The sequence below is a fragment of the Kribbella sp. VKM Ac-2569 genome, assembly GCF_004216905.1.
Classification (GTDB): domain Bacteria; phylum Actinomycetota; class Actinomycetes; order Propionibacteriales; family Kribbellaceae; genus Kribbella.
Window position 1 is genome coordinate 2,523,386 of sequence record NZ_SGXJ01000001.1, and the last position, 14,501, is coordinate 2,537,886.

General features: G+C 67.3%; 12 protein-coding genes. 6 read left to right on the forward strand and 6 right to left on the reverse strand.

Features of this window, described 5'->3' with window-relative positions; genetic code table 11:
• Nucleotides 1–134: 134 nt before the first annotated feature.
• The gene (gene ugpC / locus EV649_RS11960; RefSeq protein WP_130383269.1) at nucleotides 135–1,214 is read left to right on the forward strand and encodes a sn-glycerol-3-phosphate ABC transporter ATP-binding protein UgpC; all 1,080 of its coding nucleotides are present in this window, start codon (nucleotides 135–137) and stop codon (nucleotides 1,212–1,214) included.
• A 16-nt stretch (nucleotides 1,215–1,230) separates the two neighbouring features.
• Here ugpC and EV649_RS11965 read toward each other — a convergent pair whose 3' ends face one another.
• On the reverse strand, nucleotides 1,231–2,211 hold the full coding sequence (locus tag EV649_RS11965; RefSeq protein ID WP_130383270.1) for a glycosyltransferase family 2 protein: 981 nt from the start codon (nucleotides 2,209–2,211) through the stop codon (nucleotides 1,231–1,233).
• Between the two features lie 162 nt (nucleotides 2,212–2,373).
• Here EV649_RS11965 and EV649_RS11970 point away from each other — a divergent pair, with 162 nt between their 5' ends.
• Entirely contained in the window at nucleotides 2,374–4,851 is a 2,478-nt protein-coding gene (locus EV649_RS11970; protein WP_198682408.1) for a YfhO family protein, read from the forward strand.
• On the opposite strand, the gene EV649_RS11975 is transcribed toward EV649_RS11970, so the two are convergent.
• Nucleotides 4,844–5,833, reverse strand: coding sequence for an ABC transporter permease subunit (locus EV649_RS11975; RefSeq protein WP_130383272.1), 990 nt, complete (start codon nucleotides 5,831–5,833; stop codon nucleotides 4,844–4,846). The two genes, EV649_RS11970 and EV649_RS11975, sit on opposite strands and share 8 nt — an antisense overlap.
• Nucleotides 5,833–6,753 (reverse strand): ATP-binding cassette domain-containing protein, encoded by a 921-nt coding sequence (locus EV649_RS11980; RefSeq protein WP_130383273.1) that lies wholly within the window; start codon nucleotides 6,751–6,753, stop codon nucleotides 5,833–5,835. The genes EV649_RS11975 and EV649_RS11980 overlap by 1 nt, the downstream gene beginning before the upstream one ends.
• 286 nt (nucleotides 6,754–7,039) lie before the next feature.
• On the opposite strand from EV649_RS11980, the gene EV649_RS11985 reads away from it, so the two are divergent.
• The 4 genes from EV649_RS11985 (at nucleotide 7,040) to EV649_RS12000 (ending at nucleotide 10,847) form a co-directional block, all read left to right on the forward strand.
• Entirely contained in the window at nucleotides 7,040–7,321 is a 282-nt protein-coding gene (locus EV649_RS11985) for a metal-sensitive transcriptional regulator (protein ID WP_130383668.1), read from the forward strand.
• Nucleotides 7,322–7,385: 64 nt separating this feature from the next.
• A complete protein-coding gene (locus EV649_RS11990) occupies nucleotides 7,386–7,607 on the forward strand; it encodes a heavy-metal-associated domain-containing protein (protein WP_130383274.1) in 222 nt (73 codons plus the stop codon).
• The gene (locus EV649_RS11995) at nucleotides 7,604–8,602 is read left to right on the forward strand and encodes a hypothetical protein (protein ID WP_130383275.1); all 999 of its coding nucleotides are present in this window, start codon (nucleotides 7,604–7,606) and stop codon (nucleotides 8,600–8,602) included. The genes EV649_RS11990 and EV649_RS11995 overlap by 4 nt, the downstream gene beginning before the upstream one ends.
• Nucleotides 8,603–8,618: 16 nt before the next feature.
• The gene (locus tag EV649_RS12000; protein WP_130383276.1) at nucleotides 8,619–10,847 is read left to right on the forward strand and encodes a heavy metal translocating P-type ATPase; all 2,229 of its coding nucleotides are present in this window, start codon (nucleotides 8,619–8,621) and stop codon (nucleotides 10,845–10,847) included.
• 292 nt (nucleotides 10,848–11,139) lie between these two features.
• Here EV649_RS12000 and EV649_RS12005 read toward each other — a convergent pair whose 3' ends face one another.
• From EV649_RS12005 to EV649_RS12015, 3 genes are read right to left on the reverse strand one after another with little or no spacing between them, the layout of a single operon-like run.
• Entirely contained in the window at nucleotides 11,140–12,681 is a 1,542-nt protein-coding gene (locus EV649_RS12005; protein WP_130383277.1) for a glycoside hydrolase family 13 protein, read from the reverse strand.
• A gap of 9 nt (nucleotides 12,682–12,690) precedes the next feature.
• Nucleotides 12,691–13,560, reverse strand: a complete 870-nt coding sequence (locus EV649_RS12010) for a carbohydrate ABC transporter permease (RefSeq protein WP_130383278.1) — start codon at nucleotides 13,558–13,560, stop codon at nucleotides 12,691–12,693.
• Nucleotides 13,557–14,417 (reverse strand): sugar ABC transporter permease, encoded by an 861-nt coding sequence (locus EV649_RS12015; protein WP_241997996.1) that lies wholly within the window; start codon nucleotides 14,415–14,417, stop codon nucleotides 13,557–13,559. The genes EV649_RS12010 and EV649_RS12015 overlap by 4 nt, the downstream gene beginning before the upstream one ends.
• Nucleotides 14,418–14,501 lie beyond the last annotated feature (84 nt).

The window sequence follows — 14,501 nt, forward strand, 5'->3', positions numbered from 1 at the left end:
AACGGACACGTCACACGCCGTACACCTTGTCAGGACGAGCAGTGCCGGGCGAGGATAGGCGGACTCCCCCGCTCGGGGGGAACCTTTACTCGGATCGTCCGGCACGTTCCTGCCGGTGAAGGGAAAGATCAGTCATGGCTACTGTGTCGTTCAAGGCGGCAACCCGGATCTACCCCGGTGGTGACACCCCCGCCGTCGACAAGCTCAACCTCGAGATCGAGGACGGCGAGTTCATGGTGCTCGTCGGCCCGTCGGGTTGCGGCAAGTCCACCTCGCTCCGGATGCTCGCCGGCCTCGAAGAGGTCAACGAGGGTTCCATCTACATCGGCGACCGCGACGTCACGCACCGTCCGCCGAAGGAGCGGGACATCGCGATGGTGTTCCAGAACTACGCGCTGTACCCGCACATGTCGGTCGCGGACAACATGGGCTTCGCGCTGAAGATGCAGGGTGTCTCCAAGGAGGACCGGGCGAAGCGCGTCGGCGAGGCCGCCAAGCTGCTCGGCCTGGAGGAGTACCTGGACCGCAAGCCGAAGGCACTGTCCGGTGGTCAGCGCCAGCGCGTCGCGATGGGCCGCGCCATCGTCCGTAACCCGCAGGTCTTCCTGATGGACGAGCCGCTGTCGAACCTCGACGCCAAGCTGCGTGTCCAGACCCGCACCCAGATCGCCGAGCTGCAGCAGCGCCTCGGTGTCACGACCGTCTACGTCACCCACGACCAGGTCGAGGCCATGACAATGGGCGACCGGGTCGCGGTCCTCAAGGACGGTCTGCTCCAGCAGGTCGACACCCCGCTGAACCTGTACGACGGCCCGAAGAACAAGTTCGTCGCCGGCTTCATCGGTTCGCCGGCAATGAACCTGCTCGAGGCGGACATCACCGAGACCGGAGCCAAGGTCGGCGACTACGTGATCCCGCTGCAGCGCAGCCTGCTGGCCAAGGCCGGCAGCGACAAGACCCTGACCGTGGGCGTTCGCCCGGAGGCCTTCAAGGTCGCCGACGAGGGCCTGCCGGTGAAGGTCGCCGTGGTCGAGGAGCTCGGCGCGGACGCGTACCTGTACGGCACGTCCGAGCACAACGGCGAGCACCAGCAGATCGTGGCCCGGATCGACGCCCGGATGACGGTCGAGAAGGGTTCGACCGTCCGCCTGGCGGCCGTCCCGGACAAGCTGCACCTGTTCTCGACGTCCACCGAGGAGCGGCTCACCGCCTGATCCTCAGCAGTCGCTGTTACCGGCCCCGGGTGGTTCCTCCACCTGGGGCCGGTCGCTTTTCCATCCGGTCCGCGGGGTCCATGTTGGTCTGCTTGAGCAGGTAGTGCGGGCGTTTCTTGGTCTCGTAGTAGATCCGGCCGATGTACTCGCCGATGACGCCGAGCATCACCATCTGCAGTCCGCCGAGCCCGGTGATCGCGGCGATCAGCGTGACGTACCCGGGCATCTCGACCCCGTGCACGATCGCGGCCACGATCACCCAGACGGCGTACCCGGCGGCCACCGCGGTCAGCAGCAGGCCGACGTAGATGGCCATCCGCAGCGGCTTGTTGTTGAAGGACAGCAGCCCGTCCAGCCCGTACTCCAGCAGCCGCCGGAACGTCCACCGGCTCTTCCGGTCCACCGGCGGTTTCACGTTGTCGTACTCGAACAGGAGCGACTCGAACCCGATCCAGGCGAACAGCCCCTTCGAGAACCGGTTGTACTCGTTCAGCTCGAGCAGCCCGTCGACCGCGCGCCGCGACAGCAGCCGGAAGTCGCCGACCCCGTCCATCAGCTCGACGTCGGCCCATTTGTTGATCAGCCAGTAGTACGCCCGCGCGAACAGCGTCCGGGTCCCCGGGTCCCCGGTCCGGTTGCGGCGCGCGATCACCTGGTCGAACCCGCGCTCGTACTCCTGCAGCATCCGGCCGATCAGCTCCGGCGGGTGCTGCAGGTCCGCGTCCATGATCACCACGGCGTCGCCGGTCGCGTACCGCAGGCCGGCCAGCATCGCGGATTCCTTGCCGAAGTTCCGGCTGAACGACAGATACCGGACCGATTCGTCGGTCGCTGCCAACTCGACCAGGGCCTCGAGCGTCCCATCAGCACTACCGTCGTCGACGTACACGATCTCGTACGGCCGCCCGGTCTCCTCGAGCTCGTGGCTGAGCGCCTGATGGAACCGCGAGATCACCTCGACCTCGTTGTAACACGGCACCACCAGACTCAACCGCATCGCTGTCCCCATCCGCCCCGTACGTCGACCATGATGCGATTCTTGTCCAGACCAGAACTACCCGCTAGCTTTGGCGACCGGGTGAGCGGAACGAAGGGGCGGCCAATGGTTTCCGAGGACAGTGCCGAAGGAGGCGCTGAGGGAGGCGCTGACGGAAGGCCTGTGCGACGGCGCTCGGCACTACTGCCGGCTGCCGTCGCTGCTGTCGTGGTGGCGGCTGTGTTCGCCGCCTCCGGAATCATCCGCGGTACCTTTCCCTTCGGTTCGCTGTCCCGCAGTACCAACGATCTTGGCACTCAGTACATCCCCTTCTTCGCCCATCTCTGGGACGTCCTGCACGGCCAGGCCCAGGGCGACCTGCTGTTCAACTGGCAGAGCGCCTTCGGCGTCGGCTTCCTCGCGGACGTCGGGGTCGATCTCGGCAGCCCATTGTCCCTGCTGGTGGGTCTGTTCCCCCGCGACCAGATCGACCTCGCCGTCTACGTCGTCACCACGCTCAAGCTGAGCCTGGCCGCGGCCGCGATGGCCGCCGTACTTCTCAAGATGCATCCCGGCCCCCGTTGGGTTGCAGCAACCTTGGGCGTGTCGTACGGCGTCTGCGGCTGGGCACTCGACGACGGAGCCTACGTGCCGATGTGGCTGGACGGCCTGATCGCCCTGCCGATGTTCTTCCTGGTCGCCGAGTGGTCACTACGCCGGACCAACCGGGTGCTGAGTGTGCTGGTGGTCGCCGTCTTCTGGCTGTCCAACTTCTACACCGCCTACATGGCAACGATCGCGGGTGGGATCTACCTGCTCGCCCGGCTGCTCAGCAGCGACCTGAGCTGGGCGCTGCGCCTCCGGTCGGTCGTCCGGCACGGCGTCTCGTTCGTGCTCGGCATCGCCTTGGTCGCGCCCATCCTGCTACCGATCGTCACCACCAACCGCGCCGCAACGCCGTCCCCGTCCGGGATCTTCCACGCCTCGGCGATGGACCTGTTCCTCTCCAGGCTGCTGCCGCTGTCCGAGGGCGTCGGCCGGACCGCCAGCCTGTACGTCGGAACGATCGCCCTCCTGCTCGCGCTGACGATGCCGTTCAACAAGTTCGTCCCCTGGCGGCCGAAAGCGGTCTGGGTGATCACGACCGCCCTGATGGCGCTGTCGTTCCGCTGGGCGCCGACGCAGGAGTTCTGGCACGCGTTCGACACCCCCAACGGCAGCCAGTACCGCGAGGCGTTCGTGCTCTGCGGTGTGCTCGTCGTGGTCGCGTGGATCTCGGTCGCCCACAAGCTGCCCGGGCCGATCGCCCTGCTGGGCGGTGCGGTCCTGCTGGCGCTGATCGCCGTACTGTCCGACGGCAGTCCGCTGCTGACCGAGCACTGGATGGAGGTGCTGATCGCGTCCGGTGCGGTGACCTTGGTTGCGTTCGGCACCATCTGGACGTTGCGCCGGTTCCCGAGGACACGCCGGGTGAAGTGGCCGGTCGCCGCTGCGTTCGCCGTACTGCTGGTGGTCGTGGCAGCGGAGACCACTTGGACCGCAGTCATTACCGACGAGCAGCGCTCGAAGGTTCTCAGCACCTCGAATGCCCCGTGGGACGACAAGCAGACCACGCGGTACGACGCGCTGCGGGAGGCCGACGGCTGGCCGGAGTACCGGACCGACCCGGGGACCTCCGTCACGCCGAACGACCCGATTCTGCTCGGCGGACAGGGCGCCGGCCTGTACAGCAGCCTGTTGCCGCACTCGCTGAACGAGATGATGACATCGCTCGGCTTCGGCTGGTCCGGGTACGGTCGCGCGGCGCGCACGCTCGACAACCCGGTGACCGACACGATCTTCTCGGTGGGCGCCCGGATGCACCTCGTCGACGGCAACCCGAAGATCACCCGAGCAACGGTTCCACCGCTGGTCACAGTACGGCGCCGGCTCGATGAGGCGGTCCCTTTCGATATCAACGCGCCGAACGCGTACGCCGCCCAGGAGCGCTTGCTCGGGACCAAGGTGTACGACGTCCCGGAGTACAAGGGCACCCGGTTCGCGACCGGTGACGTCAAACTGGTCGCGGCCTGCAAGCCGGGTAGCTCGGCGTACCTGTTCATGCCGCGGGTCGGCGGCCGCGCCCGGCTGGCCGACGGCGAGTGGCACGAGCTGAGCTCGACGCGCCGGCCCGGGATCAACACCAGCAGCGCGATGATCGGGCTCGGCACCGTGCCGGCGAGCGGGGTTGTGCTGGTCGAGGTCAACTTCGGCGACGCTCCGCAGGGCATTCCGCCGCGGAACGCCCTCGGCTGCCTCGACCAGCAAGCCTTGCGCAGCGCGGTCAAGAAGCTGCGGGCGAGTGGGGCGACGGACGTGGAGACGAGCGGTCATTCCCTCCACGCGACGCTGCCCGCGGGTAGCAAGGGCTGGGCGGTGGTCGGCGTACCGAAGATCGACGGCTGGACCTGCAAGGTCGCCGGCGGCAAGCCGCAGACCCCGCGGAACTTCGGCGGCCTGATCGCTGTCCCGCTGACCGGTACGGCGGACCGGGTGGACTGCACGTTCGTGCCGCCGGGGCTCCGCCGCGGGCTGGCGATCGGTGCGGCCGCCGCCGTTGCCACGCTCGGGATCGCGTTGATCGGCGCAGTATGGCGACGGCGGCGGCGCTCCGCTAGTTGACGTCGCGGCGGTGGAAGACCCAGCCGCCGAGCAGGACCACGACCACGGTGAAGATCGCCAGGTACCAGGCGCCGTGCTCGAACGAAAGCGTTTTCTGCACGTAGTCGCAGGCGTAGCTGCCGTCACTACCGGACTTGCATTCCGTCACGTAGTACTGCGCGTCGTGCCTGACGAAGGCGTCGAAGTTGAGTTTCACCAACCATGGCTGAGCTTTCTCCAGGAACGCGGCGAACACGCCCTCGGCGAGGACCAGGTACGCCATCACGACACCGATCGCGGCAGCGGTGTGCCGGAGCAGTAGGCCGACGACGCTGCCGAGCGCGGCCGCCAGTGCGGTCGTCACTACGGCGCGACCGCCGATCGCGGACAGGTCACCCCAGACCTTCCCCGTCGTACTCGCGGTGTCACCCAGCCTGTCGACGATGAGGAAGGTGCCGATCAGTATGACGGCCAGTACTACCGCGGCGATCGGCACGAACCCTGTCGCGGCCGCGAGCAGCTTGCTGCCGTAGACCCGGAGCCGACGCGGCTCGAACGTCAACCAGTTGCCGATTGCACCGGAACTGAACTCGGCGCCGAGGAAACTGGCGCCGATCAGGAACGCCGCGAACGCCAGGAAGTACGACGAACCGTGCAGCAGGTCCGGCATGATCTGGGCGAACACGGTCGGCGGCTTGCCGAAGTCCCCCGGCTTGGGCTCGGAGTACGAGCACATCTCCTCGAGCTTCGGTTTCGGGTTGGGCTGCGTCTTCCAGTCCGCCTCGCATTGCGTGCGCATCTCTTCCGCGTGCTCGACCCAGTCCTTGTGCGCCATCTCGTACTGCTGCTGGGCCTGCCGCTCCTCGGCGGCGGACAACGGCTGGGAGTCGAACCAGGTGGCGACCAGCAACAGGATCGTGATCAGGAACAGGCCTGCGAGACCGACCGCCGTCAAACGGCGCGCCATCAGCCGGCGGAGCTCGACCTTGGTCAGGCGGATCATCACAGCCCCTCGCCTTCGGTGAGCTCGAGGAAGACCGACTCGAGGTCGGCGCGGACCGGGGCCAGCTCGGACACATACAGCTCCTGGTGGGCGAGGCGCCGTGTCACGTCGGCAGGATCCGGCGCGCCTTCGACGAGCAGATAGTTGCCGTCCGCACGAACCGTCATACCGGCGGCGGTCAGGATGCGGGTCGCGGCCTCGTGGTTGTTGACGGCCACCTTGACGGTCGGCGCCGTACCGCCGCCGATCACCTCCGCGACCGTGCCGGACGCGAGCAGGCGGCCGTGACCGATGATCGACACGGTGTCGGCTACCTGCTCGACCTCGGCCAGGATGTGGCTGCTGACGAGGACCGTCTTGCCCTGCTCACCGAGTGCGCGCATGGTCTCGCGGATCTCCCGGATACCGGCCGGGTCGAGGCCGTTGGTCGGCTCGTCGAAGATCAGCAGGTCGGGCTCCTTGAGCAGCGTGGCCGCGATCGCCAGCCGCTGCTTCATGCCCAGCGAGTAGGCCCGGAACCGGTCCTTGCCCCGTTCGCCGAGTGAGGTCCGCTCCAGCACCTCACCGACCCGGGCGCGCGGGGCGCCGATCGCCTCGGCGAGCAACTCCAGGTTCTTCTGCCCGGTGAACGCCGGGAAGAACTTCGGCGACTCGACGATCGCGCCGATCCGCCCGACCACCTCCGGCAACTGCGCCGGCACCGGCCGTCCGAACACCGTCATCGTTCCCGCGTCGGCGCGCACCAGCCCGAGCAGCATCCGGATCGACGTGGTCTTCCCCGACCCGTTCGGCCCGAGGAACCCATGCACCCCACCGGACGGAACCTCCAGATCCAGCCCCTGCACCGCCACCACCTTGCGCCCCCGCCGGGTCCGGTACGTCTTGCGCAACCCGCGCGTACTGATGGCCACGTCGGACATCCCCACCCCTCTCGTCGTTGAGCAGACGCACAGCGTGACAGGTTTGTTCACCCCCCGCACCCAAGCCCCGCAACCGGCCCAGTGCACCCCAACCGGCGCCACTGCACAGGCAATAACCTGCGCCACCCCACCAGCCCCTGTCCAAGCCCCTTCAGATACCCCTGGCCGGTATTGGCGGAGGACTTGCGTTCTATACCCGTAGGGGGTAACTTCTTGGGCGTGGAGATACCCCGGAGGGGTAGCTGAGGCGAGAAGAGGGCGCGAGATGACCACCGATGAGGGACATGTGCACGGATACACCGCTGAGAAGAGCAGTCATCTGAAGCGGTTGCGGCGGATCGAGGGGCAGGTTCGCGGTCTGCAGCGGATGGTCGAGGAGGACAAGTACTGCATCGACATCCTGACCCAGGTGTCGGCGGCCACGAAGGCGTTGCAGTCGTTCTCGCTGGAGCTGCTCGACGAGCACCTCTCGCACTGCGTGGTCGAGGCCGCGCAGAAGGGTGGCCCCGAGGCCGACGAGAAGGTCCGCGAGGCCTCCGACGCCATCGCCCGCCTCGTCCGAAGCTGAACCACCTTCGTCCAGCTGAACCACATCTCCAACAATCACCCCATTTCGAGCAAGGAGCCTTGATATGAGCACCACTACGACCTACTCCGTCTCCGGTATGACCTGCGGCCACTGCACTTCGGCTGTCACCGAGGAGCTCAGCAAGCTTGTCGGTGTCCAGGACGTGAAGATCGACCTCGTCGCGGGCGGCACCTCCGCGGTGCACGTGACGAGTGAGTCCGCTCTCGACGCGGCCGCCGTACGCGACGCCGTCGACGAGGCGGGCTACGAACTGGCAGCGTCGTGAGCCGGGCCGTCGCGCTCCGGCTCGGCGCGTTCGCCGGTGCGGTGGTGCTGGCCTTCGGGGCGGCGTACGGCATCGGCTCCGCGATCGATCCGATCGCGGCGGCCGACGACACCTCCGCGGCACCGGCCCACGGAGAGGAGATGGGTGGCATGGAGCAGACTGCAGGCACCTCGGAACACGGTGGACACGAGTCGGCCGGGCAACTGCCCGGACTGGCGGTGTCGGACGCGGGCTACACGTTCGCGCCGGCGAAGACGTCCTTCACCAGCGGTACGCAGACCGAGTTGCGCTTCACGATCCAAGGACCGGACGGCAAGCCGGTCACGAAGTACACGAAGACCCACGAGAAGGACCTGCACCTGATCGTGGTACGCCGGGACCTGTCCGGGTTCCACCACGTGCACCCCACGCTGGCGGCGGACGGGACGTGGAGCATCCCGTTCACGTTCACCGCCGGCGGAACCTGGCGGCTGTACGCCGACTTCAAGCCGGCCGGCCACGACAGCACGATCACCCTCGGCACGGATGTGAACGTCACCGGTCTATACGTCCCGGTCCCGGTCGCCGAGCCGGCGAGCATCTACAGCTTCGACGGGTACGACGTGACGCTGCAGGGCACCCCGGTCGCCGGTAACGAGTCCGAGCTGACGTTCACGATCAGCCGGGGCGGCAAGCCCGTCAAGGATCTGCAGCCGTACCTGGGCGCCTTCGGGCACCTGGTCTCGTTGCGCGGCGGAGACCTCGCCTACCTCCACACCCATCCGGCGCAGGAAGCGACGGCGGGGATGAAGGGCGGACCGGGGATCACGTTCGCCACGACCTTCCCGACTGCCGGCACGTACAGCCTGTTCCTGGACTTCCAGCACGCGGGCAAGGTCCACACCGCCGAGTTCACCGTGAAGGTGGGCTCCACCGGGACCGCGATCGTCCCGCCAACCGCCGTACCGACTGCAAGCAAGACCCCTGGGCACGCCGAAACGCCCCACGGCCACTGAGAGGAGGCACATCATCATGACCAGCACCGAGCCCGGTCAGTCCGTCGAACTCATCATCGGTGGTATGACGTGCGCCTCGTGCGCCGCCCGGGTGGAGAAGAAGCTGAACCGGATGGACGGTGTCACCGCGACCGTCAACTACGCCACCGAGAAGGCGAAGGTGACGTACCCGGACGGCATCTCCACCGACGACCTGGTCGCCACGGTCGAGAAGACCGGGTACACCGCGAGCCTGCCGACGCCGGCCGTCGAAGCCTCGGCCGACGAACCGGACGAACTGAAACCCCTGCGGGAGCGGCTGATCGCGAGCATCGCGCTCGCGGTCCCGGTGATCGCCTTCGGGATGATCCCGGCGCTGCAGTTCGAGTCGTGGCAATGGGCGTCGCTGACGCTGGCGTTCCCGGTGGTGACGTGGGCGGCCTGGCCGTTCCACAAGGCCGCCTGGACCAACCTGCGCCACGGCGCCGCCACCATGGACACGCTGATCTCGCTTGGCGTGGTGAGCGCGTTCCTGTGGTCGCTGTACGCGCTGTTCCTCGGCTCGGCGGGCGAGCCCGGGATGAAGATGCCGTTCACGTTGATCCCGTCCCGCGGGAATGGGGCGGAGGAGATCTACCTCGAGGTCGCGGCCGGTGTCACGACGTTCATCCTGGCCGGCCGGTACTTCGAGGCGCGGGCGAAGCGCCGCTCGGGGGCCGCGTTGCGGGCCCTGCTCGAACTCGGCGCGAAGGACGTCGCCGTCCTGCGGAACGGGACCGAGACCCGGATCCCGGCCGACCAACTCGTCGTGGGTGACGAGTTCGTCGTCCGGCCGGGCGAGAAGATCGCCACCGACGGCGTGGTCGTCACCGGCAGCAGCGCGGTCGACGCGTCGATGCTGACCGGCGAGTCCGTGCCGGTCGAGGTCGGCGAGGGTGACGCGGTAGTTGGCGCGACGGTCAACGCCGGTGGCCGGCTGGTGGTGCGGGCGACTCGGGTCGGTTCGGACACGCAGCTGGCGCAGATGGCGCGGCTGGTCGAGGACGCCCAGAACGGGAAGGCCGCCGTACAGCGGCTGGCCGACAGGGTGTCCGGGATCTTCGTGCCGATCGTGATCGGGCTGGCGCTAGCGACGCTAGGTTTCTGGCTGGGCAACGGTTCGCCGTTGGAGGTCGCGTTCACGGCCGCGGTCGCCGTACTGATCATCGCCTGCCCGTGTGCGTTGGGTCTGGCCACGCCGACCGCGTTGATGGTCGGGACGGGTCGGGGCGCGCAGCTGGGCATCTTGATCAAGGGTCCGGAGGTGCTCGAGTCCACGCGGCGGGTCGACACCGTCGTACTGGACAAGACGGGAACTGTCACCACGGGCCGGATGGAGCTGGTCGACGTACTGCTGGCTCCGGATCAGGATCGGGCCGAGGTACTGCGGTTGGCTGGGGCGCTCGAGCACTCGAGCGAGCACCCAATCGCGCAGGCCGTGGCACGGGCCGCTCTGGAGGCGGGGAAGCTGCCGGAGGTCGAAGACTTCGGGAACGTCGAAGGCCTTGGTGTGCAGGGGATTGTCGATGGGCACGCGGTGCTCGTCGGGCGGACGCGGTTGCTGGAGGAGTGGAGCCAGTACCTGCCGGAGGAGCTCGCGCATGCGAAGGAGCACGCCGAGGCTGAGGGCAGTACGGCGGTCGCGGTCGGTTGGGACGGGCAGGCACGGGCTGTGCTGGTCGTCGCGGACACCGTCAAACCGACGTCTGTGCAGGCGATCAAGGACCTCAAGGCGCTTGGACTGCGGCCGGTGCTGCTGACTGGTGACAACGAAGCGGTAGCAATGAAGGTGGCCGGTGAGGTCGGGATCGACGAGGTGATCGCCGAGGTTCTGCCGGCCGGCAAGGTCGACGCGGTGAAGAAGCTGCAGGACGAGGGTCGCGTGGTCGCGATGGTCGGTGACGGCGTCAACGACGCGGCCGCCCTCGCTCAGGCCGATCTCGGTCTGAGCATGGGCACGGGCACCGATGTGGCGATCGAGGCGAGCGACCTGACCCTGGTGCGCGGCGATCTGCGCGCGGCTGCGGACGCCATCCGGCTCTCCCGCAGCACGCTCCGCACGATCAAGGGCAACCTGTTCTGGGCCTTCGCCTACAACGTAGCCGCCCTTCCGCTGGCCGCGGCCGGGTTACTGAACCCCATGCTCGCGGGCGCCGCGATGGCCTTCAGCTCAGTGTTTGTGGTGTCGAACAGCCTGCGCCTACGGAGATTCCGTCCGCTCAGCTGATTCGCAAGGTTTGTGGTCGTACGGCAACATTCCGAGATGTGGCCGTACGACCACAACCACAGCTGGCGGTATGGGGTTCTAACCCACCGAATCGACGGGCTCAGGTGCGCCGGCCCGCTCTGAATCAGCCTGTCTGACTCCCCACTCGGCCCGGATCGGGTCCGAGGTTGCGTCTTTGAGAACCCACCGACCATGATCTGGGCCCGGGAATGGTCGGTGGCTTCTCAAAGATGCCGCACAGCGACGCGAGTGTTCGGTGTTCGGCAATCGGCGAACACCGAACACTCCGCGATCAGCTGATCCAGGCGGTGGTGTGTGGTGGGAGGGCGCCGTTGTCCAGGGGGACGCTGGTCAGCAGGACCTCCTCGTGGGGTGGGAGGGGTACGGCGGTGTGGCTCAGGTTGGTGATGCAGGTGAGGGTCTCGCGGCGGAACGTGAGGACGTCCCGCGGGGAGTCGAGCCAGGTGAGTGCGCCGTCGCCTAGGAGATTGCGGCGGAGGTGGAGGCCGGTGCGGTAGAGGGTGAGCATTGAGTTCTGGTCGTCGTACTGGGACTCGACGGTGAGGTTCTTCCAGTCACGTGGTTGCGGGAGCCACGGCGTACCGGTGCCGAAGCCGAACGGCGGCTCCTTGCCGGACCACGGTAGGGGCACGCGGCAACCATCTCGGCCGCGGTCGGCGCCCTTCGAGCGCCTGAAGATGGGGTCCTGCAGCAGTTCGTCGGGCAGATCCTCCACCTCGGGCAGCCCGAGTTCCTCGCCCTGATACACGTACAACCCACCAGGCAGCGCCATCGCCAACAGCGCCGCGGCTCGCGCACGACGTTCGCCGAGCACGAGATCGGTTCGCATGCCGTGCTTGCGGTCCTGGTGTGAGAAGGATGTGTCCGCGCGCCCGTACTTTGTGACCGGTCTCGTGACGTCGTGGTTCGACAGGACCCAGGTCGGCGGTGCGCCGATCGGGACATGGGTGGAGAGCGTGAGGTCGATCGACGCCTTCAGTTCCGCGGCTTCCCAGGGGCGGGACAGGAAGTCGAAGTTGAACGCGGTCTGCATCTCGTCCGGCCGCAGGTACAGCGCGAAACGTTCCTGGTCCGGCATCCACATCTCACCGACGAAGAACCGGCCGTCGTAGGAGTCGGAGATCCGCCGCCAGCCGCGGTACACCTCGTGCACCTCGTCGTGATCGGTGTACGACTCCTCGGCACTGTCCAGGTCCTTGAACAGTACGGCGGCACTGTCGATCCGGATGCCATCGACACCGCGGTCCAGCCAGAACCGGAGGATGTCGTGGAACTCCTCGACGACCTCGGGGTTCCGCCAGTTGAAGTCGGGCTGCTCCGGGGCGAACAGGTGCAGGTACCACTCGCCGTCCTCGACCTGGGACCAGGCGGGTCCGTTGAAGATCGACTGCCAGTCGTTGGGCGGTCCATCACCACGGCCCGGCCGGAAGAGGAACCGCTCACGCTCGGGTGATCCCGGACCGGCCCGCAGCGCCTGCACGAACCAGTCCTGTTGGTCGGACCCATGATTCGGCACGATATCGATGATCGTCCGGATGTTCAGGGCGTGCGCCTCCGCGATGTACGCCTCCGCCTCGGCGAGGGTGCCGAACGCCGGGTCGATCGCGCGGTAGTCGGCGACGTCGTACCCGCCGTCGGCCATCGGCGACGGGTACCACGGGTTCAGCCAGATCGCGTCGATCCCGAGCTCCGCCAGATACGGCAGCTTCGCGCGCAGTCCGGCCAGGTCGCCGATGCCGTCGTCGTTGCCGTCCGCGAAACTCCGCAGGTACACCTGGTAGATCGCAGCTCCACGCCACCATTCGTCGGCCATCGAATCTCCTCAACCTTTCAGGCTTCCGGCGGTCAGGCCCGCCATGATGCTGCGCTGGAACACGAAGAAGACAAGGATCGTGGGCAGGCTGGCGATCACCAGCGAGGCGATCAGGACGTTCTGCGGCATCTGGGCGGACAGCGACGCGATGCCGACGCTGATCGACATCTTGTCCGTCTCCGGCAGCACCAGCAGCGGCCAGACGAAGTCCTTCCACACCGTGACCACGGACAGGATCGACACCACGCCGATGATCGGCCGCGACACCGGCAGGACGATCGACCAGAGGATCCGCAGCGGTGACGCACCGTCGATCTCGGCCGCCTCCAGCAGTTCCTTCGGGATCGAGTCGAAGAACCGCTTGAGCAGGAACACGAAGAACCCGTTCGCTGCCGCCGGCAACCAGATCGCCCACGGCGTGTTCAGCAGGTCCAGGTGCAGGATCGGCAGGTCCTTCGCCACCAAGTACGTCGGCAGCAGCAGGACCATCGGCGGGATCATCAACGTCGCCAGCATCGCACCGAGCACGAGCTTCCCGAGGACGGGCCGCAGCTTCGACAGCGCGTACGCCGCGGACACGTCGACCGCCAGCGTGAACAGCCACGCGCCACCGGCGTACACGGCAGTGTTCTTGAGGAACACGCCCAACTGGAGCTGGTCCCACGCCTCTTTGTAGACGCTGAAGTCGACCGACTTCGGGAAGAAGCTGGGTGGGATCTGCGCGAGCTCGTCGGGCGACTTGAGCGCGCCGCTCACCATCCAGTAGAAGGGGAAGACGAACGCGCCGGTGAAGCCGACGACCGTGAACATCAGGATCGTCCAGTAGATGATCCGGCCGCGCGGGGTGCGAAGCGCGAGAGGTGATACCAGGGTTCTCATCGCTCGGCCTCCTCGCGAGACACGCGCAGGTAGATCGTGGAGAAGACCAGCAGGACGATCATCAGCATCAGACCGAGAGCGGAGCCGCCGCCGAAGTCACCGAAGTTGAACGCGTACTGGTACATCAGGTACGCGACGGTGACGGTCGCGTTCTCCGGGCCACCGCCGGTCAGCAGGTACGGCTCGATGAAGACCTGCATCGTGGCGACGACCTGCAGGAGCAGCATCACCAGCAGGATCAGCTTGGTCTGCGGGATCGTCACGTGCCAGACCCGCTTGAACAGGCCGGCTCCGTCGAGCTCCGCCGACTCGTACAGGTCGCCAGGAATGCTCTGCAGCGCGGCGAGGTAGATCAGCGTGCCGGTGCCGAGGTTCATCCAGGTCGACACGATCACCAGGCTGACGAGCGCCGTACTCGTCGAGTCCAGCCAGCTCAACGGCGGGAGGTGCGCCGCGTCGAGCGCCTGGTTGAACAGGCCGGCTCCGGGGTCGTAGAACCACTTGAACAGCAGTACGGCGACCGCGGGCGGGAGCATCACGGGCAGGTAGACGACGAAGCGCAGGTACGCCTTCGCGTGCTTGAGTTCGTTGAGCACCACGGCCAGCACGAACGGCACGGCGTACCCGATCACCAGTGCCAGCCCGCTGAACGCCGCGGTGTTCAGCCACGCGGCCCGGAACGCCGGGTCCGCGATCACCGTGCGGAAGTTGTCGAACCCGACCCACTCCCCCGGATCGACGAAGTTGTTCTGCTGGAAGCTCAGCACGATCTCCCGGATCATCGGATACCAGGAGAACAGCGCGAAACAGATCAGGGCGGCGCACAGGAACCCGTACGCCGTGAGGTTTCGCCCCACCGCCCTCCGCAGGGCGCCGTGGTCGTCTGGGGATCGCGGGTCCGTCGCCCCCGGCTGGGGACGACGGACCCGCTCCTCGGTCAC

Excerpts from the sequence above, each read along its gene's own strand:
- ugpC (WP_130383269.1), top strand. The coding sequence starts at position 135 with ATGGCTACTGTGTCGTTCAAGGCGGCAACCCGGATCTACCCCGGTGGT.
- EV649_RS11965 (WP_130383270.1), bottom strand. The coding sequence starts at position 2,211 with ATGCGGTTGAGTCTGGTGGTGCCGTGTTACAACGAGGTCGAGGTGATC.
- EV649_RS11975 (WP_130383272.1), bottom strand. The coding sequence starts at position 5,833 with ATGATCCGCCTGACCAAGGTCGAGCTCCGCCGGCTGATGGCGCGCCGT.
- EV649_RS11980 (WP_130383273.1), bottom strand. The coding sequence starts at position 6,753 with ATGTCCGACGTGGCCATCAGTACGCGCGGGTTGCGCAAGACGTACCGG.
- EV649_RS11990 (WP_130383274.1), top strand. The coding sequence starts at position 7,386 with ATGAGCACCACTACGACCTACTCCGTCTCCGGTATGACCTGCGGCCAC.
- EV649_RS12000 (WP_130383276.1), top strand. The coding sequence starts at position 8,619 with ATGACCAGCACCGAGCCCGGTCAGTCCGTCGAACTCATCATCGGTGGT.
- EV649_RS12005 (WP_130383277.1), bottom strand. The coding sequence starts at position 12,681 with ATGGCCGACGAATGGTGGCGTGGAGCTGCGATCTACCAGGTGTACCTG.
- EV649_RS12010 (WP_130383278.1), bottom strand. The coding sequence starts at position 13,560 with ATGAGAACCCTGGTATCACCTCTCGCGCTTCGCACCCCGCGCGGCCGG.